Raw genomic sequence first — 25,806 nt, forward strand, 5'->3', positions numbered from 1 at the left:
CCGTTTCGCCTTGTCGCCGGACGGTCACGCCGACCGGACACTCCATGCGATCACGAATAGGGCCGACGTCCCACCAGCGTCGCGCCGATCCAGGCGCAAGGCAGGGAGATCGCGGCGAGCGTAAACGGATACCAGTGCGCGCCGGCCTTCCACTCGACAATCGCACCCACGATGTTCAGCACCGCGCCGATGGCGCCGAAGACGAGCGCGTGCGTCATCGGCCGCGACGGCGCCAGCCAGGCGACGGCCGCGCTCGAAACGACCGCCCATGCCGCGCGATGCGCGGTGGCGATCAGGAGCAAGGGCGTCGCGAAGGCCGCGCCGGCGAAGGGCGGGAAGATGCCGAGGGCCTGAAGCGCGACATCCGTCGCCGTCGATCCGATGCCGATGATCAGGATGCCCGCGACCACCGCGCCGATGCTTTTGAGCCAGTACATGCGTCCCCCAAAATCCCGCGCGGTCCGGTTTGCTTGCGGCCCGGGCGAAATCTGATACCATGTTCCCCCTTTGTTCAAGAGATGGATTGTGCGCTTCGACGATCTCTCAAGACCGTGTCCCGCAGCCTCCCGATGGAGGTTGTCCCTGCCGTTTTCCCTGGCGACTCAGTCGCTTAACCCAGTTTCGGCCGATTGGAACGGCAAAATCGTTTCGAAGGGTCCTTTCGCCGGCGTGCCGGAGCCGATCGCGCGCGACATGCCCTTGAATCCTTCGCCCGCCCCCGGCTATCTCACCCGCCGCATCCACGAGACAGCCATGGCCGGTCATTCCCAGTTCAAGAACATCATGTTCCGCAAGGGCAAGCAGGATAAGGAGCGCTCCAAGCTCTTCTCCAAGCTCAGCCGCGAGATCACCGTCGCGTCCAAATCGGGCCTGCCCGATCCCAACCACAATCCGCGCCTGCGCACCGCGATCATCGCCGCCAAGGCGGAGTCGATGCCCAAGGACAATATCGAGCGCGCGATCAAGAAGGGCCAGGGCGGCGACGCGGAGAACTACGACGAGGTCCGCTATGAGGGCCGCGGTCCCGGCGGCGTGGCCCTGATCGTCGAGGCGCTGACCGACAACCGCAACCGCACATCCGCCGATGTGCGCTCGACCTTCTCGAAGTTCGGCGGGGAGATGGTGGCGAACAACTCGGTCGCCTTCCTGTTCAACCATGTCGGCCAGGTCGTCTATCCCAAGGACAAGGGCAGCGACGACGCGATGCTCGAACTCGCCATCGAGACCGGCGCCGACGAGGTGGTCTCCACGGAGGAGGCGCACGAATTCCTGACCGGCCTCGACCAGTTCATCGCGGTGCGGGACGCGCTGGAAGCCAAGCTCGGCGCCCCCTCCTCCGCCGGCTTCGTGTGGCGCCCTCAGAATACGGTCGCGGTCAAGGACGACGCGGGCGAAAGCCTCGTCAAGCTGATCGAGACGCTCGACGACCACGACGACGTGCAGAACGTCTACGGCAATTACGAATTGTCCGACGCGCTGATGGCGAAGCTATCGTCGTAATTTACGGGCCGGGTGACATCGGGGCCTTCGCCTGCTATCACCCGCGCGCTCTTTGTCCGTTTGAACCTGGGAACGCGCCCTAAACCGGCGCCGCATGCGACTATGGCCAAGATCACCGGCAACGAAATCTCGCCCGGCACGCTGATCGAATACGACGGCGGGCTGTGGGTCGCGGTCAAGACCCAGAAGGTCAAGCCCGGCAAGGGCGGCGCCTACAACCAGGTCGAACTCAAGCACATCATCCAGGGCACCAAGCTGAACCAGCGCTTCCGCTCCGACGAGGCGGTGGACGAAATCTATCTCGACAAGAAGGACTTCAGCTTCCTCTACGCCGCGGGCGACATGCTGACCTTCATGGATGTCGAGACCTACGACCAGATCGAGCTCCAGGCCGACTGGGTCGGCGACCAGGCGCAGTTCCTCGTCGACGGCATGAAGGTCATGCTCCAGCTCTACGAAGGCAAGCCGATCTCCATCAAGCTGCCGGCGCAGGTGACGCTGGAAGTGGTCGAGGCCGATCCGGTGATGAAGGGCGGCACCGCCGCGCCGTCCTACAAGGGCGCCAAGCTCGAGAACGGCATGATGGTCCAGGTCCCGCCCTTCATCGATGCCGGCACCCGAATCGTGGTCTCCACCGAGGACGGTTCCTACGTCCGGCGGGCCGAGTAATGCCCTATCTGTCCCCGGCCCTGAACGTCATGGTCGCCGCCGCGCGCAAGGTCGGCCGCGGCCTCATCCGCGACTTCGGCGAGATCGAAAACCTCCAGGTGTCGATGAAGGGACCGGCCGATTTCGTCTCCACCGCCGACAAGCGCACCGAGACCAAGCTGATCGAAGAGCTGACCAAGGCGCGGCCCGGCTACTGCTTCCTCACCGAGGAGACCGGCGTCATCGACGGCCCCGACAAGTCGCACCGCTTCATCATCGATCCGATCGACGGCACCACGAATTTCCTGCACGGCATCCCGCATTTCGCGATCTCCGTCGGGCTGGAGCGCGATGGGGCGCTGGTGTCCGGCGTCATCTTCAATCCCGTGACCGACGAGATGTATGTCGCCGAGAAGGGCCATGGCGCCTATCTCAACGACAAGCGCCTGCGCGTCGCGGCGCGCAAGAAGCTGAACGAGGTCATCCTGGCCACCGGCATCCCGTTCCTCGGCCGCCCGGGACATGAGACGTTCGAGCATGAGCTCGCCGCGGTCATGGCGGTGACGGCCGGCGTGCGGCGCTTCGGCGCGGCGAGCCTGGATCTCGCCTATGTCGCGGCGGGGCGTTTCGACGGCTATTGGGAACGCGGCATCAATGCCTGGGACGTTGCGGCAGGTATCCTGCTGGTCAAGGAAGCGGGCGGCGTGGTCACCGATCTCGCCGGCGGGCCGGACGCCCTGAACGGCGGCCAGATCCTGGCCAGCAACGAGTATCTGCACGCACCCGTCCTGAAACTTTTGAAAGACGCAGGGCGCGCGGCCAAAGGTTGAGGCGCGGAGCATAGGACATTATGGTCCGCACGCGAATAATGGGCTGAACCGGCGAATGAAACGCGCTTTCGCGCTCGGCGCGACGATCTTGCTCTTCTGCACGGCGCCGGCGGCGAGCCAGGTGTATCCGGGCGAAGAGGTGACGGTGAACCCGTCCGCGCTGGGCCATGGCTATCTGCTCTATCCGGGCGGCAAATACGGCCGGCATATCGGCAACCTGCTGCAGCCGGGCGAGCGGCAGGGTCCCATTCGCCTGCACATGCCGGTCAAGCGTCCCCGTGTCGCGCGCCGGGCCGCACGCGCCGCGCCGCCGGTCGCCACGGCGCCGGCCGCCCGCGATGCCGGCCTCGCGACCTCGCCGGACCAGTTCGCCAGCGCGCCGGACATGAACACACCGTCGCCGGCCCCGACGCCTTCCCGGCGCGTCGCGCGCCAGGCGCCGCCGCCGGCCGCCAGACCCGCGCCGCATTCCTCCGATCCCGGATCCATGCCGGAAGACAGCGCCTCGCGCCTTGTCGGACCCATGGCCGACCCCGGCCCGATGCCCGCGCCGCCCAAGCCGCGCGCCGCTGCGGCGACGCCGCCCAAACCCGCGGCGTCCGAGCCCGATACCGTCTTCAGGGTGCGCCAGGTGGCCGGCCCGCCGCCGCGCCGCGTCGCCAGCGCGACGCCGCCGCCCGCCAACACGACACCGCCGCCAAGCGTCGCCGCCGGCCTGCGCAAGCAGAGCTCGATCCCCTTCGCGCCCGGCGCGAGCAGCCCGGCCGGCCCGGACGTGAATGCGGTGCATACCCTGGCGACCGCGCTGAACGCGGCGATCAATTCCGGCGCCCAGCACGTGCAGCTCAACGCCTATGGCGGGCCGCGCGGCGACAAGTCGTCGGACGCGCACAGGCTCGCGCTCAAGCGTGCCCTGGTGATCCGCGAATTGCTCATCGAGGACGGCGTGCCGGCCGAGAAGATCGACGTGCGCGCGCTCGGCGGCGCCGACGACAGCGGACCGGCCGACCGGGTCGACGTCTTCGTCGGGGCCTAAGCCGGCTTCGCGTCCAACCGGATGTCGCGCGCCTCGCGGCCGAACGCGGTCAGGATCGCGATGGCGACGGCGGCCGCCACCGCAACGCCGAACAGCGCCAGCGAATAGTTCTCGCCATGGCTGTCCGCGATCCTGGTCTGAAGCACCAGATTGTAGGACGCGATGAAATTGCCGAGCTGGTAGACCGTTCCCGGGAACGTGCCGCGCGCATCGGCCGGCGACAGCTCGTTCAGATGCGCCGGGATCACGCCCCAGGCGCCCTGCACGAAGAACTGCATCAGGAAAGCGCCCAGGGCGAGCATCGCGGCGGTCTCGGAATAGGCCCACAGCCAGGCGACGGGAATCGACAGAAGCGACGCGACGATGATCGTGCGCCGCCGCCCGAAGCTCTGGCTCCACAGCCCGAATGTCCAGCCGCCGAGGATCGCGCCGATATTGTAGAGGATCGCGATATTGCCGGTCGTGTGGGTATCGAATTTGTGCTGCACCTGGAGGAAGGTCGGGTAGGCGTCCTGCGTGCCGTGACTGTAGAAGTTGAACGCGGTCATCAGGACGATGGCGTAGAGCGCCAGCTTCCAGTGCCGGCTGAGAACGCTGAGCACCGTTCCGGTCCGCGCATGGTCGCGCGACCAGCCCGGCGATTCCGGGACGTGGCGGCGGATGTAAAGGATCAACAGCGCCGGCACGATGCCGATCAGGAACATGCCGCGCCAATGCAGCACGTCGTAGAAGTTGCGATAGACGATGCTGGCCAGCAGGTATCCCGTCGGATAGCCCGATTGCAGCAGGCCCGAGACGAGGCCCCGCGCTTCCGGCTTGACTGTCTCCATGGTGAGCGAGGCGCCGGTACCCCATTCGCCGCCCATCGCGACGCCGAACAGGGCGCGGATGACGAGGAAGACAATGAGGTTCGGCGAGAAGGCGGTCGCGAAGCCGAGCACCGAATAGAGCGCGACGTCCGCCATCAGGACGGGCCGCCGGCCGAAGCGGTCGGCGAGGCGCCCGAAGATGAATGCGCCCAGCGGTCGCAGGGCGAGGGTCAGCGTCGTCGCCCAGGCGATGTCCGCCTTGCCGGCGCCGAACTCATGCGCCACGTCCTTGATGACGAAGACCATGAGGAAGAAATCGAAGGCATCCAGCGTCCAGCCGAGATAGCTGGCCGCGACGACGTGCTTCTGCGTCGAGGTCCAGCCCTTCAGTGCATCCAATGCCATCGGTACGCATCCCGCTTGTTCCCGCCGGGTTCATATTGCACGAGATTGCCGGCGCTCGCGCCTGTTCTGTGAAGCAATATGTCCGTGTCCGCACCGTATTTTTCTGTTGCCGACGACGGGCGGGCTTTCACGGAAACGCGGCGAACCCGGTCACGCACGGGATTGCACCCCCATGTGCGACGACGCGTCAGGTGACCGGCGATTTCGCCGCGTCGGCGAGCCGGTCGATCTTCCGCAGCGGCGGGAAAAGCGCCATCCACGCCCCGACCACGGCCAGCGTGCCGATGCCGCCGATCACGACGGAGAGGATCGTGCCGAACCAGTCGGCGGTGATGCCGGATTCGAACTCGCCGAGCTCGTTGGAGGCGCCGATGAAGAGCATGCTGACGGCGCTGACGCGGCCGCGCATCTCGTCGGGCGTGGCGTATTGGATGAGGGCCGAGCGCACGAAGACGCTGATCATGTCCGAGGCGCCGAGCACGGCCAGCGCCGCGAGCGAGACGAAGAAATTGGTCGACAGGCCGAACACGATGGTGGCGACGCCGAAGATCGCGACGGCGATGAACATGATCATGCCGGTGCGACGCTGGATCGGCCAGCGCGCCAGGCTGAACGCCGTCAGCGCGGCACCGACCGCCGGACCGCTGCGCAGCACGCCCAGCCCGATGGGCCCGACATGCAGGATGTCCTTCGCATAGACCGGCAGCAGCGCGGTGGCGCCGCCGAGCAGCACGGCGAAGAGATCGAGCGAAATCGCCCCCAGCACGACGGGACGACGGCGCACGAAATCGATGCCCTCGCGCACGCGCTCGATCCCCGAGGCGCCCGTATCGACATGGGGCGGGCGCTGCCGCCCCCCGAGCGAAGCGGTGAGCAGCGAGGCGATCACCATCAATACGAGGCTGACCGAGAAGGTCGCCGTCGGACCCAGCGCGAACAGGATACCGCCCAGCGCCGGACCGGCGATGGTCGCGGTGGTGAATACCGAGGACGACAGCGCGATGGCTCGCGGCAGCTTCTCCGGCGGGACGAGAAAGGGCAGCAGCGACTGCGATGCCGGGCCGTAGAAGCCGCGCGTCGCGCCGAACAGGATCAGTACGGCGTAATAGGGCCATGCGACCTGCGGCGCGAACAGGACGAGGATGAGGAACAGGCCGGAACAGATGCTCTGCATCGCCTGCGTCGCGCTCAGCACCTTGCGCTGGTCGAAACGGTCGGCGATGTCGCCGGCCGGCAGCGTGAGGAGAAACATCGGGCCGAACTGGCACAGTCCGACGAGCCCGAGCGCGAAGGTCGAGTGCGTGATGTCGTAGACCTGCCAGCCGATCGCGACCGACTGTATCTGGAAGGCGATCGTCACGATGAACCGGACGGCGGCGAAGACATAGAAGTCGCGGTCGCGATAGACCGTGGGCGGGACGTCCGTCATGCCGGCCATGGAGCGCGATTGGGCGCGCGGGTCAAGCGACGGCGCGTCGCCGCTGCCATTCGCCGCGCGCGATGCTCCAGATGTCGACCTCGAAATCCTTGCCGCCGGTGCGCAGCGTGCGCCGTTCGCCCTTCGTCTCGCCGATGCGCTGCGCGACCGCCTGCGAGCCCTTATTGTCGGGATCGATGCAGGAGATCATGCGGTCGACCGGCTGCGTCAGAAAGGCATAGTCCAACGCCGCGGCGGCCGCCTCGCTGGCATAGCCCTGGCCCCAATGGGGACGCCCCAGCGTCCAGCCCAGTTCCAGCGACGGCCAGCCTTCGGGATTGATGAGCCCGACGCGACCGAGGAGGACGCCGTCCGATTTGCGCTCCACCGCCCAGGTGCCGTAACCGCGCAAAGTCCAATGGCCCATCGTGCCGGCGAGCGCGCGCCAGGCGTCGTTGCGTTCCATCACGCCGCCGAGAAATTTCATCACCTCCGCGTCGGCATAGAACTGCGCGAGTGCGTCGAAGTCCTCGGCCCGCCATTCGCGCAGCGCGAGCCGCCCGGTCTCGAGGCGCGGAATCATGTTCATCCTCCATTCACGGTGTTCGCATTTTCAGCGGCAACATCGGATTGCGCGACAGTCAGCGACAAAGATCGCGGAAACTGTACGCCCTGTCGAGCAGTTCATGCTTGCGCAAGGCGAGGGACAGATACGATTTCTTTGAATGGGCGCTGCCCGTAACCGATGGAGACGACCATGATGATCAAAACCAAATTACTCGCGACCGCCCTTGCGCTGTCGCTTGCCGCGCCGCTGGCGCTGATGCCCGCGGAAGCCGCGCCCCCGCGCGGCGGTGCGATGATGTCCGGCCATCACGATGTCTTCCACGACCGCAACCACCGGCCGCCCAATCGTTTCGAGCGCCGCACGCCCCAGCCGCGCGGCCATTATCGCTGGCGCGCCGGCGCCTGGAACTGGCGCAACGGCGTCTGGGTGTGGGCACCGGGCATCTGGATCCGATTCTGACTTCCGTACCCGCGAATCGCGCAATAGCAGATCGGGCCGCCGCGTCCAGTCGTGCTAATGCGGATAGAAGAACACGGAGCAGAATGAGAGATTCGCACCGTCGCGGGTGATTCCGTGATTTCGGGCCGCCTGCCGAGGCACTGCTTCAGGCATGGCGGCCCATTTCTTTGGGCGGCATCCGCTATCGCAGATGGACGGTGATGGTGTTGGCGCCCGGCCGCAATTCGAACTTGGTGGCGTCGAAAGGCGGCTCGCTGAGGGTGGGCGACGCGTCGTTCGAAAAACCGTATTTCTCGAGCGGCAGGCCGATCCAGTTCATGTCGAACTCGCCGTTGCGGTTGAAGTCCTGGAACAGCTTGACGGCATAGATGCCGGGCTTGACCGGCTTCAGCACGACGATCGTCTCGCCGGGCTTGGCCGGGACGATCGCGTCGATCGTGGCGTCGGCATCGCCCGAATAATTGTCCCTTGTGTAAAGCGCGACACGGACGTCGCCGCCGCGCGGGCTCACCTTTTCGACCTTGATCGTCAGCGTCGCGAGCGGGACGGGGACGGCCGCGAGCGCGAGTACGCCCGCAAGGAGGAGTCGAAGCACCTGTCCGTCCTTTCCCCCGGGCGCTATGCCAGCCTGGGATCCAGCTTCTTGCAGGCGTCGATCAGGCCCTTTACCGAATCGGCGGACTTGGCGAGCTGTTCCTTCTCGGACGCCGTGAGCTCGAGTTCCACGATGCGCTCGATGCCGCCCTCGCCGATCACCGCCGGCACGCCGACATAGAGATCCTTGATGCCGTAAGCACCGTTGACATAGCAGGCGCAGGGCAGCACGCGCTTTTTGTCCTTAAGATAACTCTCCGCCATGGCGATGGCCGAGGTCGCGGGCGCGTAGTAGGCGGAACCGGTCTTCAGGAGGCCCACGATCTCCGCGCCGCCGTCGCGCGTGCGCTGGGTGATGGCGTCGAGCCGGTCCTGCTTGATCCAGCCCATCTTGACGAGCTCGGGCAGGGAAATGCCGGCCACGGTCGAGAAGCGCGGCATCGGCACCATGGTGTCGCCATGGCCGCCGAGCACGAAGGCGCTGACGTCCTCGACGCTGACATCCATCTCCTCGGCCAGGAAGTGGCGGAAGCGCGCCGAGTCGAGCACGCCGGCCATGCCGACGACCTTTTCGTGCGGCAGGCCGGAGAACTGGCGCAGCGCCCACACCATGGCGTCGAGCGGATTGGTGATGCAGACCACGAAGGCGTTCGGGGCGTTGGCCTTGATGCCCTCGCCCACCGCCGACATGACCTTGAGATTGATGCCGAGCAGGTCGTCGCGGCTCATGCCGGGCTTGCGCGGCACGCCGGCGGTGACGATCACGACATCGGCGTCCTTGATGTCGGAATAGGAGTTGGTGCCCTTGAGCTTCGCGTTGAAGCCCTCGACCGGGCCGGCCTGGGCGAGGTCGAGCGACTTGCCCTGCGGCAGGCCTTCCACCACGTCGAACAGCACCACGTCGCCGAGTTCCTTCAGGGCCACGAGATGGGCGAGCGTGCCGCCGATTTGTCCGCCACCGATGAGCGCGATCTTCTTGCGGGCCATGGGAAGTCCTTTCCGGGAGATTTGCCGGGGGGCTAAGTAGCGTGGGCCGGGCCCGGCGGCAAGGAAACAGCGCGCGGCGCCCGATCACGGAATTTGTGCCGCCGTTTCAACGGCTTTCGGCGCGGCCAAGCGGTTGAACAGGCGCTGGCCCGGCCGCTCTATATGGCGCCAGGTGAAGGCGGCCAACGCAACGACCGCGGCAAGCACCGCCAGCATCGCGAAATCGTCGCCCCGGCCCAGCGCCAGGATGGCGTTGCCGTCCGGTGTCTGGACCAGCCAGGTGCGTTGAAAGACAGGCTCCGCCATGTGAACCGCGGAGAACAGGAGCGCGAGCACCAGCGTGTGGACCATATAGATGGAATAAGACCAGCGTCCGAGCGCCGCCGCGGGCGGCGTCGTCAGCGCGCGGGAGACGATCCCGCCCTCGCCGGCGAAGACCAGGACCGCGAGCGCGAAGAGGGGCGTCGCCAGGAATTCGCCGGCGCGGTCGCCGGGCACGAGGGTGAGAAAGCCGATGACGGCGGCAACCGCAACGAGTTCGGCAATCGTCCCCTTCAACCATCTTGCAACGCCTTGCCGCCAGGCCTCGTACGCCAGGACGCCCGTGAAGAAGCCGAAGAGGCAGCGGAAGAAGCCCCAACCGAAGGTCTCGCGCATGCCGTAGCGCGAGAAACGCGCCAGCACGACGGCGCCGCCGGCCGCGAGCAGCAACGAAAGCGCGAAGCGGACCGTTCGTCCGCGCGCCGCGAAGCAGACCGCCGCGAAGACAAGATAGGTGTAGAATTCCGTGCTGATCGACCAGGCCGGACCGTTCCAGGTCTCGTAAGGATACAGGCCGAGCGATTGCACCAGGAACAGGTTCGTCAGGATCGCATAGGGCGAACGATCCGCGGTGAAGGCAGCGCGGTCTCCGGCCAGCGGATGTCCCTGCGCGATCGCGAGATGGCTCAGTTCCAGCGCGACCAGCGCGGCCAGCATCGCAACATGAAGCGGCCAGAGACGGCCGATGCGGCGGATGGCGAAGGTCCTGATCTGCGGTCCCGAGGCCAGCGCGTCGCCATAGGCATGCGCGATCACGAAACCGGACAGCACGAAGAAAAAGTCGACGAACAGCCAGGCGTTGCGGATCAAGGGCTGCCAATAGAGAAAACCCCGCGCCTCGATGTGGTGGGCGGCGACCAGGAGGGCGCAGATCCCGCGCCAGCCGTCCAGCGCGCGGAACCGCGCCGTCACATGAGCAGCCCCCGACATGCCTCCAGGCTATTCCGCAATCGCGCGGAGGAACACCATGGCGCCGTGCGGCGAGCCGCCATAGGACGGCACGCCCGACGGCACGAAGTCGAAGCTGTAGGAACCGCCGATGCCGAGTTTGAAATGATCGGCGACGCGCCAGTCGCGGATGACGCCGAGCGTGGCTTCGCCGGCCGTCCGGATCGCCGGCCCGGCGAACAATTCGCCGCTCTCGATGGATTCGGCGCGGACGAACAGCGTCCACAGATCGGCGGGCTTGTATTCCGCTTCGGCGAGGAAGCCGTTCTCTCCCACCCCGCCGGTCAGTTGCTTGCGCCCGAAGGCCAGCGTCGCGGCGACGGAGGACTCGTCGCCCAGCGGCGTCACATAGGTCGCGCTGGCCGTGTATCGCGTTTCGTTCGCCGTGGGTTCGAGCTGTTCGGGACTCTTGAGGAAACCCCAGGAGACCTGCAGCGACCAGTTCGCCGTCGGGTTCCAGCTCAGCCGCGCCGAGGTGCTGTCGAAGCGCGCGGAATCGAAATTGAAGCGGAACTGGTCCGGCTCGCGGCCGGTGAACTGCGAGACCTCCAGCTTCCAGTCGTCATGGACATAGCCGGCCGTCACCACGCCGAAGGTGATATGCGTGGAGTCGAGCCAGTGATGCGCGATGGGCGCCTGCGGAATGTCCTCGCTCGACGCGCGGTGCATGAAGGCGGCCGGCCCCAGCGCCGGCTCGCCGGGATAGCCGGCATAGACGAAGAGGCTGTCGGCATCGGTCAGCCGGTGGCTGTAGGAAGCCGAAAGCTCCATGAACAGGTCGTGCGGGTGCTGGCGGTCGACCAGCGGCGTCGTGCCGTTCGCCGTCTCTCCGGTTGCGAGCAGGAGGGGATAGCCGCTGCGCCCCAGGAACGGATCGGGGCTCAGCATGGCGCGCAGGTTCAGCGTGTCGCCGCTCGCGAAATCGCGCCGCGCTGCGGCCATGAACATGCCGGTGAGGAACGTCTGGTCGTCGCCCCGCGGCCCGCTCTGGGTGTCGTAGACGCCGATCAGCCGCGCGTGGAGCATGATCGCCCAGTCGTCGGCCATCAGGTGGATGCCGGCATGGCTCGCCGCATCCGGTTGCCAGCTCGTGCCGGAGGCATCGCGCGTCATCGGGTAGTTCCCGAGCGTGCCGGTCATCGCCATCCCGGGCATCTCCATGCCGGGCATCTCCATGCCGGGCATGTCCATTCCGGCCATGGAATTGTCCTGCGCGGCCGCCGGCGTGACGGCGCAGAGGGCTGACGCAAAAACAAAACGGCGCATTTGAAATCTCCAGACCGGGCGGCTTGCGATTGTGAGCGCCGGACCCTATTATACCCCTATGGGGTATGCAAGATGACGACGAAGAAAACCAAGCACGATCCGGCGCTGGCGGCCCGCCTCGCCCGTATCGAGGGCCAGGTGCGCGGCATCGCGCGCATGGTCGAGGAAGAACGCTACTGCATCGACATCCTGACCCAGATGCAGGCGGTCAAGTCGGCGCTGAAGCGCGTCGAGGAGCACATCCTGAAGGAGCATGCGGCGCATTGCGTGGCGCATGCGATCAAAAGCGGCGACGCCGAGGACCAGACGAAGAAGTTCAACGAACTCGTGGAGCTGTTCAGCAGATATGGCGGATAACGAAATGCCTGTGCGCGATCCGGTCTGCGGCATGACCGTCGATCCGAAAACGGCCAAACACCGCGCGGACCATCAGGGCCAGGAATACGTGTTCTGCAGCGCGGGCTGCCGCGACAAATTCGTGGCCGATCCGGAGAAATATCTTGCGCCGAAGAGTACGGCGGCATCGCACGATCATGCCGCGAAGGAAGGCACGATCTACACCTGCCCGATGCATCCGCAGATCAGGCAAGTCGGTCCGGGCTTCTGCCCGATCTGCGGCATGGCGCTGGAGCCGGTCAAGGTCACGGCAGACGACACGTCTCATCCCGAGCTGGACGACATGTGGCGGCGGTTCTGGATCGGCGGCGTGCTGACGGCGCCGGTGTTCGCATTGGCGATGGCCGAGGACCTCACCGATCTCGGCCGGTTCGTGTCGCCGCAGGCTTCGCAATGGATACAGTTCGCGCTGAGCACGCCGGTCGTGCTGTGGGCGGGCTGGCCGTTCTTCGTGCGCGGCTGGGCCTCGCTGGTCAACCGCTCGCTCAACATGTTTACGCTGATCGCGCTGGGCGTCGCCGCGGCCTATGGCTACAGTCTTGTCGGATTTCTGGCGCCCGGCCTCTTCCCCGACGCGGTGAAGATGGACGGCATCGTGCCGGTCTATTTCGAAGCGGCGGCGGTCATCACCGTTCTGGTCCTGCTCGGCCAGGTGCTCGAATTGCGCGCCCGGGCGCAGACCGGCGGCGCCATCCGCGCCCTGCTGAAGCTGACGCCGACCCACGCCAGGCGCCTGACCGCCACCGGCGAAGAGGACATCCCGCTCGCCGATGTGCGCGAGGGCGACCGCCTGCGCGTGCGGCCGGGCGAGCGCGTGCCGGTGGACGGCGCGGTGCTGGACGGCGCGAGCGCGGTCGACGAATCCATGGTCACGGGAGAATCCGTTCCGGTCGAGAAACAGACCGGCGCCAAGCTGATCGGCGGCACGGTCAACGGCACAGGCACGCTCGTCATGCGCGCCGACAAGGTCGGCGCCGACACCGTTCTGGCGCGCATCGTCGCCATGGTGTCCGAGGCACAGCGCAGCCGCGCGCCGATCCAGCGCCTGGCGGACCAGGTCTCGGCGATCTTCGTGCCCGCGGTTCTGGCCGTCGCGGCGGCGGCGTTCGTCATATGGCTCGTCTTCGGACCGCAGCCGGCCTTCGCCCATGCGCTGATCGCGGCCGTGTCCGTTCTGATCATCGCCTGCCCCTGCGCACTCGGCCTGGCGACGCCGATGTCGATCATGGTGGGCGTCGGCAAGGGCGCTGCGGCCGGCGTCCTGATCCGTAACGCCGAGGCGCTGGAACGCTTCGAGCGCGTCGACGTCCTGGTCGTGGACAAGACCGGCACGCTCACGGAAGGACACCCGCGGCTGATCGGCCTCGTGGCGGCCGACGGCTTCGACGAACAGGCGATGCTGGCCATCGCCGCCGCGTTGGAAAAGGCGAGCGAACATCCGCTCGCCGCGGCAATCCTGGCCGGCGCCTCGGCGCGCGGCATCGTTCCCAAGACGGCGGAGAATTTCCGCGCCGTCACCGGCAAGGGCGTGTCCGGCACGCTCGACGGCGCGGATGCCCTGGTCGGCACCGCCGATTTCCTCGCCGAGCGCGGCATCGATTGCGCCGGCCTCGCGGCCAAGGCGGAAGACTTCCGCCGCGACGGCGCCACGGCGATGTTCGTCGCCAGTGGCGGGCACGTCGCGGGACTGCTCGCCATCGCCGATCCGGTGAAGGCAACGACGCCGGCGGCGCTGGCCGCGCTGCGCGACGAGAACATCCGCGTGGTGATGGTCACCGGCGACAACCGCACGACGGCGATGGCGGTGGCGGGCAAGCTCGGCATCGCCGATGTCGAGGCCGGGGTCCTGCCTGAGAAGAAGGGCGAGATCGTGCGCCGCCTGCGCGGCGAGGGCCATGTCGTCGCCATGGCGGGCGACGGCGTCAACGACGCGCCGGCGCTGGCGGCGGCCGATATCGGCGTCGCGATGGGCACCGGCACCGACGTCGCCATGCAGAGCGCCGGGATGACCCTGGTCAAGGGCGATCTCGCGGGCCTGGTGCGGGCGCGGCGGCTGAGCCGGGCGACGCTGCGCAACATCCGCCAGAATCTGGGGCTTGCCTTCGTCTACAACGTCATCGGGGTGCCGGTGGCGGCGGGGGTGCTCTATCCGTCCTATGGACTCCTGCTCAGCCCGATGATCGCGGCGGCGGCGATGAGCCTGAGCTCGGTATCGGTGATCGCCAACGCGCTACGCCTGCGGCGGGTCGTTCTCTAGGATTCAAGCCTCCCGGATCGATTCAATTCCAGACTGTCCCGCGAAAGCGGGAATCCCGTCTTGGCGGACCGCCCGGCCGCTGGATGCCCGCCTGTCCGGGCATGACAGTCGTTTTTGAACGACGCGACGGGCACATTCACTGCACAAAGAAAAAGCCGGCCCATGCCTTGCGCATCGGCCGGCTTGATCTCTTTTTTCCGAAGAAACCGATCAGATCGATTCCTTCAGCTCCTTCGCGGCGCGGAAAGCGACCTTCTTCGAAGCCTTGATCTTGATCGCTTCGCCGGTCGCCGGATTGCGGCCCATGCGGGCGGCGCGCTTGCGCACGACCAGGATACCGAGACCGTTCAGGCGGACGCGGGCGCCCTTCTTCAGGTGCTTGGTGATCAGCGCGATCGAGTCGTCCAGGATCGCGAGCGCGGCCTTGTTCGACATGTCATGCTTCTCGGCCAGCGAGGCGCCAAGCTGGCGGGTGCTCACCGTTTCGACCTTCGCCTTGGCGGCCTTCGGGGCGCCAGTTCCAGCTATTGCCATTGTTTTTGCTCCTTGTTGCGAATCAAACGAATGCCCGATTTTACTGCACTTCCGAGACCAGAAGCACGTGCCGCAAGCGGAAAAGTGCGATAAATCGGGCATTATATGCACTATTGCGGCGGTTCGGACCCGCCGACGCGCGAAAGGCCCGATTTATGGGCCTTTCACGCCGCGTCGATGAAGCCGCCCATCTGGCGGTTCCAGAGCCTGGAATAAGGCCCCTTGTTCGCCAGCAGCACGCGATGCGGCCCGTCTTCCAGGATCCGGCCCCGGTCGAGATAGACCACGCGGTCCATGCCGGCGATGGTCGAGAGCCGGTGCGCGATGGCGATCACCGTGCGGCCCTGGACCAGCGTCCACAGCGCTGACTGGATGAGGTGCTCGCTTTCGGAATCGAGCGATGAGGTCGCCTCGTCCAGCACCAGGATGCGGGCATCCTTGATCAGGGCGCGGGCGATGGCGACGCGCTGCCGCTCGCCGCCGGAGAGCTTGATGCCCTGCTCGCCGACGATCATGTCATAGCCTTCGTCGCGCTCGGCGATGAAGTCGTGCGCATGGGCCTGGCGCGCCGCGCTTTCCACTTCCTCGGCTTCGGCGAGCGGCCGCGCGTAGCGGATATTGTCGCGGACATTGCGGTGGAAGACGCCCGGCATCTGCGGCACCTCGGCGATCGCCTCGTTGAGAGAGTCCCAGGTGACATGCGCGATGTCCTGGCCGTCGATGGTGATGCGGCCCGACTGCGGCTCGAACTGGCGGCGCAGGAGACGCACCAGCGTCGACTTGCCGGCGCCGGAGGGGCCGACGAGCCCGACACGCTCGCCCGGCTGGATGTCGAGGTTCAGATTCTCGAACACCGAAAAGCCGTTGGGGTGGCGGAACGAGACATTCTCGAAGCGGATATGGCCGCGGGCGACCGCGAGCGGACGGGCGCCCGGCGCATCGACGATCTCGTGCGGGGCGCTGACCAAGTCGAGCGCCTCGGCCAGCGTGCCGAGCTGCTCGAAATAGTCGAGCATGCGGAAGGAAAGCTCCTGCACGCCGCGTGCGATCTGGTTGGCGAGCAAGTAGATCATCGTGAAGGCGCCGAGCGAGATCGCGCCGGCGACGATGTCGCGCGCCGTCACGAAGACCAGGGCCACCAGCAGCAGCAGCGTCGCGGACTGCATGAACATGCGCATGGTGATGAGGAACCAGCGCAGCCGGCGCGAGGCGTTCATCTCGTCGGCCAGGAAATAGGAGATGAATTTGCGCTCATAGGCCGCCTTGGCAAAGGCGCGCACGAGATCGGCGTTGGATACCGCATCGATCAGCCGCCCGGTCGAGGTCGAGACCTCGTCGGACAAGGCCTTGGACAAGACGACGCACCGCCGGGCGAGCGCTAAGACGACGCCGAGATAGAGCACCGTCCACACGCCCAGGATGATCGCATAGGCCGGCGCCTGCAGCGCCATCAGCACCGCGCCGATGACCACGAGACCGAACACGCGCACCGCGTCCATGCACACGATGCCGAGGATGCCGATGGCCGCCTGGCCGGCCTGCTTGACCTTCTGGCCGAGCTTGCCGGCGAAATTGTCCTGGAAATAGCGCGGCGAATGGCCGAGCAGGTAGACGAAGAGATATTTCTGCGCCAAGCCGCGCATCCGCGGGCCGGTGTTGACGTCCACCATCTCATAGGCGCGATAGGCCAGCGCGCCGCCGAACCAGATGCCCGCCAGCCATACGATCCACGGCCATACCGTGGCGAAGCCGGCATGGCTCTTCACCGCTGCCGTGATCGCATTGACCAGATGGGAAAAGACGAGCGGCGTGAACGCCTCGATCGAGGTCGCAAGCAGGGCGAAGCCCGCCATCGCCGCCACGCGCCCGGGAAAGTGCGTCGCGATCAGGAACCAGATGAAGGCGAACGGCGTGCCCGGGACATGCGCCAGCTTGACCGTCTCGTCGAGCGGTTCGGCGTCCTTGACGACGGCTTCTGTTGCGATCACGCGCGGCACGACTCGACGCCCGGCTGAAATTGGGGCGCGGAGAATAGTCCCGGCAAATGCGTTGGGAAGAGGGCGAAACGGAATGATTTTGCGTGTGGCGCGAAAGCCGCGTCACCACGGCCAATGGCGCAAGGCGGCCTCGAGCGCCCGCCCCACACGCGCCGCGCCGGCGGGCGACAGATGGTGATCGTCCCAGTAGAGCAACTGGCCGTCGGCGAGCGCATGGCAACCGGCTGCGTCGCACAGCGCCCGGTTGGGCAGATAGGTGCGGACGGCGGGGCGGTGCTCGGCCAGCGCAGCGATCAGCCGGTCCGCGGCGGCCGTCCGGGGCAGGGCCGCGGCGAGCGGCAGATTCATGCAAGGCGACGGGTCGCGTCCGGCGATCCGTTCGCGGCCGTAGCAATGCGCCGGGTTTTCCGGAAACGGCACCACGGCGCCGATCACCAGGACGGCGACTCCGCGCCGGTTCAGCTTGTCGATCAGGGCTTCCAGCGCGGCCGCGATCGCGGCTTGGCCGCCGGCGACATAGCCGCTCCCGTCGTTGACATAAAGTTCCCAACGCGCCTCCAGGATCACCAGCCGCACGGCATGCGACGCGAGCACCAGGTCCGCCGCGGCCTCGGCGAATTCGGCACAGGGCCGGAAATTCCGATCCGGCCGCGTGATCCGGATTCCGGGCAGCGGCAGGCAGCCGGGACGTGTCGTCTCGCGCAGCCGCAAATGCCGCTCGGCGGCGAAACGCTTCAACACAGGCGAGAGGACGCGCGCATGGGAGTCGCCGATCAGGACGGCCTCGCCCACGAAGGCCGCGTTGCCGCTCACGCAATTGTCCTGCGGCCTGCACCAGCGGCCGGGCATCGGGCGCTGGATCACCGCGTCGAGGGCACGGATATCGGGCGGCATGCGCCAAGGCAATCCGTGAAACCACATGAAGACGACGGCCGTCACGGCGAAAAATCCGATTCCGATACCGGCGGCGGCGAAGCTGAACGGACGGCCTCGCCAAACCGCGCGCCGGCGCCGGATCGGCTGCTCGACATAGCGCCACGACAGGATCGAGGCCGCGAACACCGCGGCCAGGATCGCGGCCGCCTCGGCAAAGGTTGGCTCGCGATGGAGATAAAGCCGCGCATAGACGAGCGCCGGCCAATGCCAGAGATAAAGCGAATAGGAGATCCGCCCGACAAAGACGGGCAGGCGCGTGGCGAGCGCATCGCCCACGATATTGCCGCCGCCTTCGGACGCGAAGAGGAGGACCGCCGTGCCCAGCGTCGCGACGAAGCTGTGCAGGAGTTGCGAAGATGCGTCCGCGCCCGGAAGAAGCACGGCGGCGAGGATGAGGGCAAAGCCCGCAGCCGCGGCGCCATGGCGCGCCGCGGCGGAGCGGAGCGGCGCAGCTACGCCGGTCGACAGAAACGCCCCGGCCAGCAATTCCCAGGCGCGCGGCGGCAGAAGATAGAACGCCGCGCGCGGATCGTTCTGCGTGACATGCAGAATGAGCGCGAGCGCCAGAGACGCGGCGGCAGCCACGAGGATGACGGCGGGAAGCGACTTGCGAAAGCGGGCAAGAAGGATCAGCAGAGGCGGCCAGACCAGATAGAACTGTTCTTCCACCGCCAGCGACCAGACGTGCAGCAGCGGATTCTCGCCGGCTTGCGGCGCGAAATATTGCGCGCCGTCCTGCCAGTCGCGAATATTGGCGTAGAACAGCGCGCTGGCCATCAGGTTGCGCCCGAACTCCCGGAGTTCGTCGGGGAGAAGGACGATCAGCGCCACGATCGTCGATGCGAAAAGGACGACGCCGAGCGCCGGCAGGATGCGGCGGATGCGCCGGTCGTAGAAATCGGCAAGCGAAAAGCCGGCGCCATCCTGCTCGCGCAGGATCAGCCCGGTGATGAGATAGCCCGAGATGACGAAGAAGACATCGACGCCGACATAGCCGCTCGCGAACGGCCAGATATTCGCGTGATAGAAGAGGACCGGCAGGATCGCGAGGGCGCGCAGGCCGTCGATATCATTGCGATGTCCGCGAACCATCACGCCCCCCGCTTAGCCCTCCCGTTCACGGGAGGGTCGAAAAATTCGGAGCGGCGCGTAGCGACAGCGTGCGCGAGAATTTTTCGGGGAGGGGACAGCGGCGCAGACGGAACTCTTCCGGAGAGGCTGTCCCCTCCCCGAAATTTGCCTCGCTTCGCGATGCAAATTTCGACCCTCCCGTGAACGGGAGGGTGTCCATTACGACTCGGCGGTCTCGACCGGCGCGGCGACGTCCGCGTCCTGGCGCTCGGCGATGCGGGCGGACTTGCCGCGGCGGCCGCGCAGGTAATAGAGCTTGGCGCGGCGCACCCGGCCCTTGCGCACGACCGTCACGCTGTCGACCAGCGGCGAGTAGATCGGGAACACGCGCTCCACGCCCTCGCCATACGAGATCTTGCGCACGGTGAAGGCCTCATTGAGGCCGGCGCCCTGGCGCGCGATGCAGACGCCTTCGAAGGCCTGGAGGCGCTCGCGGCGCTTCTCCGCCTTGGCCTTCTCGTCATAGGAGACTTCGACGACCTTGACGTTCACCTTCAGCGTGTCGCCGGCGCGGAATTCCGGGAGGGGCTTGGCCCGGACGGCCTTCATCTGCTCGGCTTCGAGCGTCTGCAACAGGTTCATGGCGGTGATCTCCGGGCGGCGATGGTCGGCAAAAGAGCGGGGCGTATAGCCTAGGATTTTTTCTTTTCATAGAGGGTCCAGAGGTCGGGGCGCCGCGCCTTGGTCAATTCCTCCGCCCGGGCCTTGCGCCATTTGGCGATTTCCCTGTGATTTCCGTTGTTTAGGACCTCCGGAATAGGCCGGTCCTCGACCGTCTGCGGCCTGGTATATTGCGGATATTCCAGCAGGCCGGCCGAGAAGCTCTCCTCATCCGGCGATTGGGCGTCGCCCAGCACGCCCGGGATCAGCCGGACGCACGCCTCGATCAGCGCCATGGCGGCGATCTCCCCGCCCGCCAGCACGAAATCGCCGAGGCTGATCTCCTCGATTTCGCGGGCGTCGATGGCGCGCTGGTCCAGTCCCTCGAACCGGCCGCACAACAGGATGGCGCCCGGGCCGGCGGCGAGTTCGCCCACCCGCTTTTGAGTCAGCGGCAGGCCCCGCGGCGAGAGATAGATCAAGGGCCGGTCGCGGCGCTCGACGGCGTCGATGGCCGCCAGTGCCACGTCGGCGCGCATCACCATGCCGGGCCCGCCGCCGGCCGGCGTGTCGTCGACCTTGGCGTGGCGGCCGATGCCGTGATCGCGGATATCGCGCACGTCCAGCGACCAGAGCTCTTTCTGTAGCGCCTTGCCGAGCAGCGAGATGCCGAGCGGCCCCGGAAACATCTCGGGGAACAGCGTCAGGACCGTCGCGGACCAGTTCATTCCACGCCGTGCTCGCGCTCCGCGTCGTCGTCGCGCGGCACCGCGACGACGATGCGGCCCTTGTCGATCTCGATCGAGGGCACCGTCTCTTTGGTGAAGGCGAGCAGCACCGTGTCGCCGCCCGGCTGCTCGATCTCGATCACGTCGCCGGCGCCGTAATTGTGGATCGCCTTGACGATCCCGATGACGCGGTCCCCGACATCCTCGGCGCGCAGGCCGATGAGATCGGCGTGGTAGAACTCGTCATCTGCCGTCGCCGGCAGGACGTCGCGCGAGACATAGAGCTCGGTGCCCTTGAGGCCCTCCGCCGTCGTGCGGTCGGTCACTTCGGCGAGCGTGAGCACCGCCTCGCTGGGCTTGGTGGCGCGCGCCGCCGTCACGGTGAAACGGCGGCCGTCTTGCGCGTGCAGGCCGCGATAGCGCGCCAGCGCCTCGGGATGCTCGGTGAAGGTCTTCACCCTCACCTCGCCCTTCAGGCCCTGCGCGCCGATGACGGCGGCCAGCAGCACGTCGCGGGACGGCCCCGCCATGGCCTTAAGCCTCGGCGGAAGCGGCTTCGGCGGCCTTGGCGTTCGCCGCGGCGCGCTCCTGCGCCTTCTTCTTGGGCTTGGCCTTTTGCGGATTGTTCTTCGCCAGCGGCTTCACGAGGCCGGCATTGGCGAGGAAGCGGTGGACGCGGTCGGACGCGGTGGCGCCCTTCTTGATCCACTCGCCGGCCTTTTCCGTGTCGAGCTTCACGCGATCGGCATGGTCCTTCGGCAGGAGCGGATTATAGAAGCCGATCTTCTCGATGAAGCGGCCGTCGCGCGGGCTACGCGAATCCGCAATGACGATCGCATAATGCGGGCGCTTCTTGGTGCCGCCGCGGGCCAGTCTGATCTTGAGAGACATTTATTTCTTCCTTCCGTTGTTCGTTCGAAACCGTCTGAATCACGCGGAGGCGCGGAGCACGCGGAGTTCTTTCCGCGCCTCCGCGTCTCCGCGCGAGATTTATCTTCGCCCGCCGGGCATTCCCGGCGGCATGCCGCCGCCTCCGCCGAACAGGGCGCTCAGTCCCTGCATGGCGCGGCCGCCCTTGCCCATCTTCTTCATCACATCCGACATCTGCCGGTGCATCTTGAGGAGCTTGTTCACTTCGCTGACCTCGACGCCCGAGCCCTGCGCGATGCGCTTTCTCCGCGAACCGTTGATCACGTCGGGATTGGCGCGCTCCTTCTTGGTCATCGACTGGATGATCGCTTCCTGGCGGGTGAGCACCTTGTCGTCCATGCCGGCCTGGGCGAGCTGGTCCTTCACCTTGCCGACGCCGGGCAGCATGCCGAGCACGCCTTGCATGCCGCCGAGCTTCTTCATCTGATTGAGCTGTTCGGCGAGATCGTTCATGTCGAACTCGCCCTTCTTCATCTTCTTGGCGAGCTTCTCGGCCTTTTCCTTGTCGATGGTCTCGGCCGCCTTCTCGACCAGGGAGACGACGTCGCCCATGTCGAGGATGCGGCTCGCCAGCCGCGCCGGATGGAAGGCCTCGAGCGCATCCATCTTCTCGCCGGTGCCGAGGAACTTGATCGGCGCGCCGGTGACGGCGCGCATCGAGAGCGCCGCGCCGCCGCGCGCGTCGCCGTCGGCGCGGGTCAGGATGATGCCGGAGAGCTTGACGCGTTCGTTGAAGGTCCGGGCGATGTTGACCGCGTCCTGGCCGGTCAGCGAATCCGCGACCAAGAGCGTCTCATGCGGCTTCACCTGGTCGCGGATCGCCGCGACTTCGAGCATCAGCTGCTCGTCGATATGCTGGCGGCCGGCGGTGTCGAGGATCAGCACGTCATAGCCGCCGACCTTCGCCGAGGCCATGGCGCGGCGCGCAATGTCGACCGGGCCCTGACCCAAGACGATCGGCAGCGTCGGCACGCCCGTCTGCTCGCCGAGAATGCGGAGCTGCTCCATGGCGGCCGGACGCGACACGTCGAGCGAGGCCATCAGCACGCGCTTCTTCTCGCGGGTCTGCAGCATCAGGCCGATCTTGGCCGAGGTCGTGGTCTTGCCCGACCCCTGCAGGCCGACCATCAGGATCGGCGCGGGCGGGCTGCCGAGAGACAGCGAGGCGTTTTCCACGCCGAGCGTTTCAACAAGCACGTCATGGACGATCTTGACGACCTGCTGGCCCGGCGTGACCGAGCGGATGACGTCCTCGCCGATGGCGCGGGGGCGGACCTTGTCGATGAAATCCTTGACGACGGGGAGCGCGACATCGGCTTCGATCAGCGCGGTGCGGACCTCGCCCAAGGCCTCGTCCACGTCGCGCTCGGTGAGCGCGCCGCGGCCCCTGAGCCGGTCGAACACGCCGCCGAGGCGGGTTTGCAGACTGTCGAACATTCTTCCCTATTCACCGCTCTTCCGTCATCGCCCGGCTTGTCCGGGCGACCCATTTTCCAGCGGCGGCGCTGGAAGATGGATCACCCGCATATGCGGGTGATGACGGGTAAGTATTACCCAAAGCATTGCGGCCCCAGGGGGCGCGCCTGCGCTGCCTGGGGGCGATCCCAGGCCCAGCCTGGGACCGGAAAGTCCTAAGGGCTTTCCGGAAGCGGGCGGGTTTTAGGCTCAGAAGATCGCGCCGTCAATCGCGGACGCGAGCAAGTCGCGTCGGCTATTCATAAGGGTTTGGCGAGAACTGCAAGGTCCGGAACATCGTCTTCACCGTGGCCTCGGCGGCGGCATCGCGCGCGGTCCCGGAGATCTGCAACGCGTCCCAGTCGCAGCGGATACCTATGATCAACCGCCCGCAATGCACATTCGGAACATAGAGCATAATCCCGATCTCGCCGCTCGCCGTAAGGCCGCTGCGGATCACCGCCGGATGCCGGTCCGCAACAAAGCGCTCCTCGCGGACGCCTGGAGCGGGCGGGCGCTGGTCCGGTCCGCCCGAGAAAAGGCCATAGTCGAAGGTCAGCTTGAAATCCGCGCCGATAATGTCGCCGACATAGGAGTCCGTGCCGCGTTCGGGGTGGTGATACGCGGCCGGCGGTGCGTAGAGGCTGAAGCGGCCATCCATGTCGAGCATTGTCCAGCCCTTCGGTGGCGAAGCCACAGGATGCGGCGGCAATGGCGGGATGATCGGATCGCGGATCATGATCGCTCCTGGCGCATCGACCGATCGGGCAAGCCAATAGCCGAGCACGGCGAAGACGCAAAGCGTGAGCAGGACTGCGACAGCTCGTGATGCCGTGCCGGACATGCGTTCCCTCCCACGCGGAGACTGGAACCGGATTGGGGCAATTGCCGGGCAAATCTCAGGGGAGATGCAATTTCTGCTTCAGATAGACGTAACTCAGCGCCCACATCTCCGCCTGCGCCGCGTTGGTGGCGCCGGGGCCGTGGCCGCCTTCGGCGCTTTCGTTGAACAGCACATCGTGGCCCTGCGCTTCCATCTTGGCCGCCATCATCCGCGCCCAGATCGGCGTAACGCGATCGTCACTGGTCTCGGTGATGAACAGGATCGACGGATAGCGCATACCCGGTTTCACGTTCTGATAGGCCGAATATTTCGCGATATAGGCGCGGTCGGCCGGTTTGTCGGGATCGCCATATTCGCCGATCCAGGAGGCACCGGCGCCGAACCGCGTGTAGCGCAGCATGTCGACCAGCGGGCGCTGGCTGACCACGGCGGCGAGCAGTTCGGGATGCTGGGTCATCGTCACGGTGGTGAGCACACCGCCATTCGAGGCCCCGACGATGCCGAGCTGGCGCGGCGTGGTGAGCCCCCGCCTTTCCAGATCGCGCGCCACCGCGGCGAAATCGTCGAACGCCTTCTGCCGGTTCTGCTTCAGCGCTGCCTGGTGCCAGGCTGGGCCGAACTCCCCGCCGCCGCGGATATTGGCGACCGCGACCGCCCCGCCCTTGGTGAGCCAAACCTGCCCGGCGTCGAGCGGGCGATGGCCGTCATTCCAGTACCAGGGCATCAGCGACAGTTCGAAACCGCCATAGGAATAGAGAATGGTCGGAACCGGACCCTTCTGGTCCTTCGCGTGGATCAAGAAATACGGCACGCGTGTGCCGTCCGTCGACGTCACCCAGAATTGCTCGGCCGTGAGGCCGGAGGCGTCGAATAAGGGCGCCTGCGACTTGATCGCGGCCGGCGGCGCGGTGCCGTCGGTCGCGTAGAGCGTCGGTGGCGTGAGAAAGCTCTCATAGGTGAACTGCGCGTCGCCGGTCCAATCGTCGGTCGAGACCACGTCGGTCGAGCCGCCGGGCGGCAGATCGAGCTTGGCGTCGTCCCAGACCAGGTCGTGGCGGGTGAATTTGTGCACCGCGCCGGTGACGTCGTGGTAGATCGCGGCATAGACCGCGTCGCGGCCGGCCGAGACGGTTTCGACCGTGCTGTGCGCGTCCGGCTGGAACAGGACCGCGAGCGGATGCCGCTCGGGGCGCGCGCCCCTTCGCGGCAGGACGTAGGAGAGCAGCGATCCGCGCGGGACGGTCGCTGTCCGGCCGGCGATGGCAGTCTTCCAAGGCTCGCGCAGCGTGAAAATCAAGCGCCCGTCGGTGACGCCGTGGACGTTCACCGATGTCGGCAGCGGAATCTTGTGCGTCGTCCCGTTCGCATCCAGCAGATGCAATTCGCTCGTGAAGAATGTCAGTTGGCGTTCGATCAAGGCGACGGTGCCGTAAGGGCCCCGGTAGACTTCGGGTCGCGCCGAGATGTCGTTCATGCCGGCTTCGAAAACCGTCTTCGCCGCCGACAACGGCGCGCCGCGCCGCCAGAGCTTGACGACGCGCGGATAGCTCGACGTGGTCATGGTGCCCGGGCCGAAATCGGTGGCGAACAGGATCGTGTCCTTGTCGATATAGCTCGCGCTGAGCTTGGCCAGCGGCAACGCAAAGCCGCCCGTCACGAAGCTCTTCGTCTTCAGGTCGAACTCGCGAACGGTGGCGGCGTCGCCGCCGCCGGGTGACAATCGCACGAGACAAAGATCGCTGTCCGGCGCGCAATCGGCGCCCTGCCAGACCCATTGCGTCTGCTCGTCCGCGTCGAGCTTGTCGAGATCGAGCAGCGTTTCCCAATGCGGCGCGGCGGCGGCGTAGTCGGCGGCGGTGGTGCGCCGCCAAAGCCCGCGCACATGGCCGGCGTCCTGCCAGAAATCGTAGACCAATCCGTGGTCGAGCTCGCCGAGCGGGATGCGGTCCGGCACGTCGAGCGATTTGAGGATCGCCGCATAGTCCGCGGCATAGCGCGGATCGGATTTCAGCGCCGCGTCGCTGCGCACGTTCTGCTCCTTCACCCAGGCGAGCGCCTTCTCGCCGTGAATGTCGGAGAGCCAGAGATTGGGATCGCTGTCGACCGGCGCGGCTGCGGCGAAGGCGGCCGCGAGCATTGCAACGAAAAAGTTCCGCACGCGCAAGAGCGACTCCGTCGATCGAGTTTCCTCCCCCGCGTTTGCGGGGAGG

At 66.7% G+C, this 25,806-nt stretch carries 25 protein-coding genes; 7 read left to right on the top strand and 18 right to left on the bottom strand.

The features are described from left to right. Window positions 1–50 precede the first annotated feature (50 nt). Complete coding sequence (locus WDN01_12900; GenBank protein MEJ0026917.1) at window positions 51–437, bottom strand: hypothetical protein; 387 nt, start codon at window positions 435–437, stop codon at window positions 51–53. A gap of 316 nt (window positions 438–753) precedes the next feature. Here WDN01_12900 and WDN01_12905 point away from each other — a divergent pair, with 316 nt between their 5' ends. The 4 genes from WDN01_12905 (at window position 754) to WDN01_12920 (ending at window position 4,014) form a co-directional block, all read left to right on the top strand. Continuing rightward, the gene (locus WDN01_12905; GenBank protein ID MEJ0026918.1) at window positions 754–1,500 is read left to right on the top strand and encodes a YebC/PmpR family DNA-binding transcriptional regulator; all 747 of its coding nucleotides are present in this window, start codon (window positions 754–756) and stop codon (window positions 1,498–1,500) included. Between the two features lie 102 nt (window positions 1,501–1,602). Continuing rightward, the gene (gene efp / locus WDN01_12910) at window positions 1,603–2,169 is read left to right on the top strand and encodes an elongation factor P (protein MEJ0026919.1); all 567 of its coding nucleotides are present in this window, start codon (window positions 1,603–1,605) and stop codon (window positions 2,167–2,169) included. Further along, window positions 2,169–2,978 (top strand): inositol monophosphatase family protein, encoded by an 810-nt coding sequence (locus tag WDN01_12915; GenBank protein MEJ0026920.1) that lies wholly within the window; start codon window positions 2,169–2,171, stop codon window positions 2,976–2,978. The genes efp and WDN01_12915 overlap by 1 nt, the downstream gene beginning before the upstream one ends. Before the next feature lie 55 nt (window positions 2,979–3,033). Further along, window positions 3,034–4,014: a hypothetical protein gene (locus WDN01_12920; protein MEJ0026921.1), complete on the top strand. Its 981-nt coding sequence runs from the start codon at window positions 3,034–3,036 to the stop codon at window positions 4,012–4,014. On the opposite strand, the gene WDN01_12925 is transcribed toward WDN01_12920, so the two are convergent. The 3 genes from WDN01_12925 to WDN01_12935 all read right to left on the bottom strand — a co-directional run bounded on the left by WDN01_12925 (window position 4,011) and on the right by WDN01_12935 (window position 7,228). Next, window positions 4,011–5,228 (bottom strand): MFS transporter, encoded by a 1,218-nt coding sequence (locus WDN01_12925; GenBank protein ID MEJ0026922.1) that lies wholly within the window; start codon window positions 5,226–5,228, stop codon window positions 4,011–4,013. The two genes, WDN01_12920 and WDN01_12925, sit on opposite strands and share 4 nt — an antisense overlap. Before the next feature lie 187 nt (window positions 5,229–5,415). After that, entirely contained in the window at window positions 5,416–6,666 is a 1,251-nt protein-coding gene (locus WDN01_12930; protein MEJ0026923.1) for an MFS transporter, read from the bottom strand. Between the two features lie 22 nt (window positions 6,667–6,688). Beyond that, window positions 6,689–7,228, bottom strand: a complete 540-nt coding sequence (locus tag WDN01_12935) for a GNAT family N-acetyltransferase (GenBank protein MEJ0026924.1) — start codon at window positions 7,226–7,228, stop codon at window positions 6,689–6,691. Window positions 7,229–7,402: 174 nt separating this feature from the next. On the opposite strand from WDN01_12935, the gene WDN01_12940 reads away from it, so the two are divergent. Beyond that, window positions 7,403–7,672 (top strand): hypothetical protein, encoded by a 270-nt coding sequence (locus tag WDN01_12940; protein ID MEJ0026925.1) that lies wholly within the window; start codon window positions 7,403–7,405, stop codon window positions 7,670–7,672. A gap of 181 nt (window positions 7,673–7,853) precedes the next feature. On the opposite strand, the gene WDN01_12945 is transcribed toward WDN01_12940, so the two are convergent. The 4 genes from WDN01_12945 to WDN01_12960 all read right to left on the bottom strand — a co-directional run bounded on the left by WDN01_12945 (window position 7,854) and on the right by WDN01_12960 (window position 11,788). Further along, complete coding sequence (locus WDN01_12945) at window positions 7,854–8,267, bottom strand: DUF2141 domain-containing protein (GenBank protein ID MEJ0026926.1); 414 nt, start codon at window positions 8,265–8,267, stop codon at window positions 7,854–7,856. A gap of 23 nt (window positions 8,268–8,290) precedes the next feature. Further along, window positions 8,291–9,253 (bottom strand): malate dehydrogenase, encoded by a 963-nt coding sequence (mdh, locus tag WDN01_12950; GenBank protein ID MEJ0026927.1) that lies wholly within the window; start codon window positions 9,251–9,253, stop codon window positions 8,291–8,293. Between the two features lie 84 nt (window positions 9,254–9,337). Next, complete coding sequence (locus WDN01_12955; protein ID MEJ0026928.1) at window positions 9,338–10,504, bottom strand: acyltransferase; 1,167 nt, start codon at window positions 10,502–10,504, stop codon at window positions 9,338–9,340. Between the two features lie 9 nt (window positions 10,505–10,513). Then, a complete protein-coding gene (locus WDN01_12960) occupies window positions 10,514–11,788 on the bottom strand; it encodes a hypothetical protein (protein ID MEJ0026929.1) in 1,275 nt (424 codons plus the stop codon). A gap of 72 nt (window positions 11,789–11,860) precedes the next feature. On the opposite strand from WDN01_12960, the gene WDN01_12965 reads away from it, so the two are divergent. Beyond that, window positions 11,861–12,145: a metal-sensitive transcriptional regulator gene (locus WDN01_12965; protein ID MEJ0026930.1), complete on the top strand. Its 285-nt coding sequence runs from the start codon at window positions 11,861–11,863 to the stop codon at window positions 12,143–12,145. Beyond that, window positions 12,135–14,441 carry a heavy metal translocating P-type ATPase gene (locus WDN01_12970; GenBank protein ID MEJ0026931.1) on the top strand — a complete coding sequence of 769 codons (2,307 nt, stop codon included), beginning with the start codon at window positions 12,135–12,137 and terminating at the stop codon, window positions 14,439–14,441. Before WDN01_12965 ends, WDN01_12970 begins: the two co-directional genes overlap by 11 nt. Window positions 14,442–14,651: 210 nt before the next feature. Here the strand turns inward: WDN01_12970 and WDN01_12975 are convergent, their stop codons facing one another. The 10 genes from WDN01_12975 to WDN01_13020 all read right to left on the bottom strand — a co-directional run bounded on the left by WDN01_12975 (window position 14,652) and on the right by WDN01_13020 (window position 25,754). Next, the gene (locus WDN01_12975) at window positions 14,652–14,975 is read right to left on the bottom strand and encodes an HU family DNA-binding protein (protein MEJ0026932.1); all 324 of its coding nucleotides are present in this window, start codon (window positions 14,973–14,975) and stop codon (window positions 14,652–14,654) included. Between the two features lie 164 nt (window positions 14,976–15,139). Continuing rightward, window positions 15,140–16,963: an ABC transporter ATP-binding protein gene (locus WDN01_12980; protein ID MEJ0026933.1), complete on the bottom strand. Its 1,824-nt coding sequence runs from the start codon at window positions 16,961–16,963 to the stop codon at window positions 15,140–15,142. 111 nt (window positions 16,964–17,074) lie between these two features. Further along, complete coding sequence (locus WDN01_12985; protein ID MEJ0026934.1) at window positions 17,075–19,000, bottom strand: acyltransferase family protein; 1,926 nt, start codon at window positions 18,998–19,000, stop codon at window positions 17,075–17,077. A gap of 198 nt (window positions 19,001–19,198) precedes the next feature. After that, on the bottom strand, window positions 19,199–19,621 hold the full coding sequence (gene rplS / locus WDN01_12990; GenBank protein ID MEJ0026935.1) for a 50S ribosomal protein L19: 423 nt from the start codon (window positions 19,619–19,621) through the stop codon (window positions 19,199–19,201). Window positions 19,622–19,671: 50 nt separating this feature from the next. Continuing rightward, window positions 19,672–20,367, bottom strand: coding sequence for a tRNA (guanosine(37)-N1)-methyltransferase TrmD (gene trmD, locus WDN01_12995; GenBank protein MEJ0026936.1), 696 nt, complete (start codon window positions 20,365–20,367; stop codon window positions 19,672–19,674). Continuing rightward, a complete protein-coding gene (rimM, locus tag WDN01_13000; protein ID MEJ0026937.1) occupies window positions 20,364–20,897 on the bottom strand; it encodes a ribosome maturation factor RimM in 534 nt (177 codons plus the stop codon). Before rimM ends, trmD begins: the two co-directional genes overlap by 4 nt. A gap of 4 nt (window positions 20,898–20,901) precedes the next feature. After that, on the bottom strand, window positions 20,902–21,258 hold the full coding sequence (gene rpsP / locus WDN01_13005; protein ID MEJ0026938.1) for a 30S ribosomal protein S16: 357 nt from the start codon (window positions 21,256–21,258) through the stop codon (window positions 20,902–20,904). 99 nt (window positions 21,259–21,357) lie between these two features. Then, window positions 21,358–22,734 carry a signal recognition particle protein gene (gene ffh / locus WDN01_13010; GenBank protein ID MEJ0026939.1) on the bottom strand — a complete coding sequence of 459 codons (1,377 nt, stop codon included), beginning with the start codon at window positions 22,732–22,734 and terminating at the stop codon, window positions 21,358–21,360. Window positions 22,735–23,008: 274 nt separating this feature from the next. Further along, window positions 23,009–23,596, bottom strand: coding sequence for a hypothetical protein (locus WDN01_13015; protein ID MEJ0026940.1), 588 nt, complete (start codon window positions 23,594–23,596; stop codon window positions 23,009–23,011). 55 nt (window positions 23,597–23,651) lie between these two features. After that, window positions 23,652–25,754: a prolyl oligopeptidase family serine peptidase gene (locus tag WDN01_13020; protein MEJ0026941.1), complete on the bottom strand. Its 2,103-nt coding sequence runs from the start codon at window positions 25,752–25,754 to the stop codon at window positions 23,652–23,654. Between the last annotated feature and the right edge of the window lie 52 nt (window positions 25,755–25,806).

The organism is Rhizomicrobium sp. (assembly GCA_037200985.1).
In the GTDB taxonomy this organism is placed as follows: domain Bacteria; phylum Pseudomonadota; class Alphaproteobacteria; order Micropepsales; family Micropepsaceae; genus Rhizomicrobium.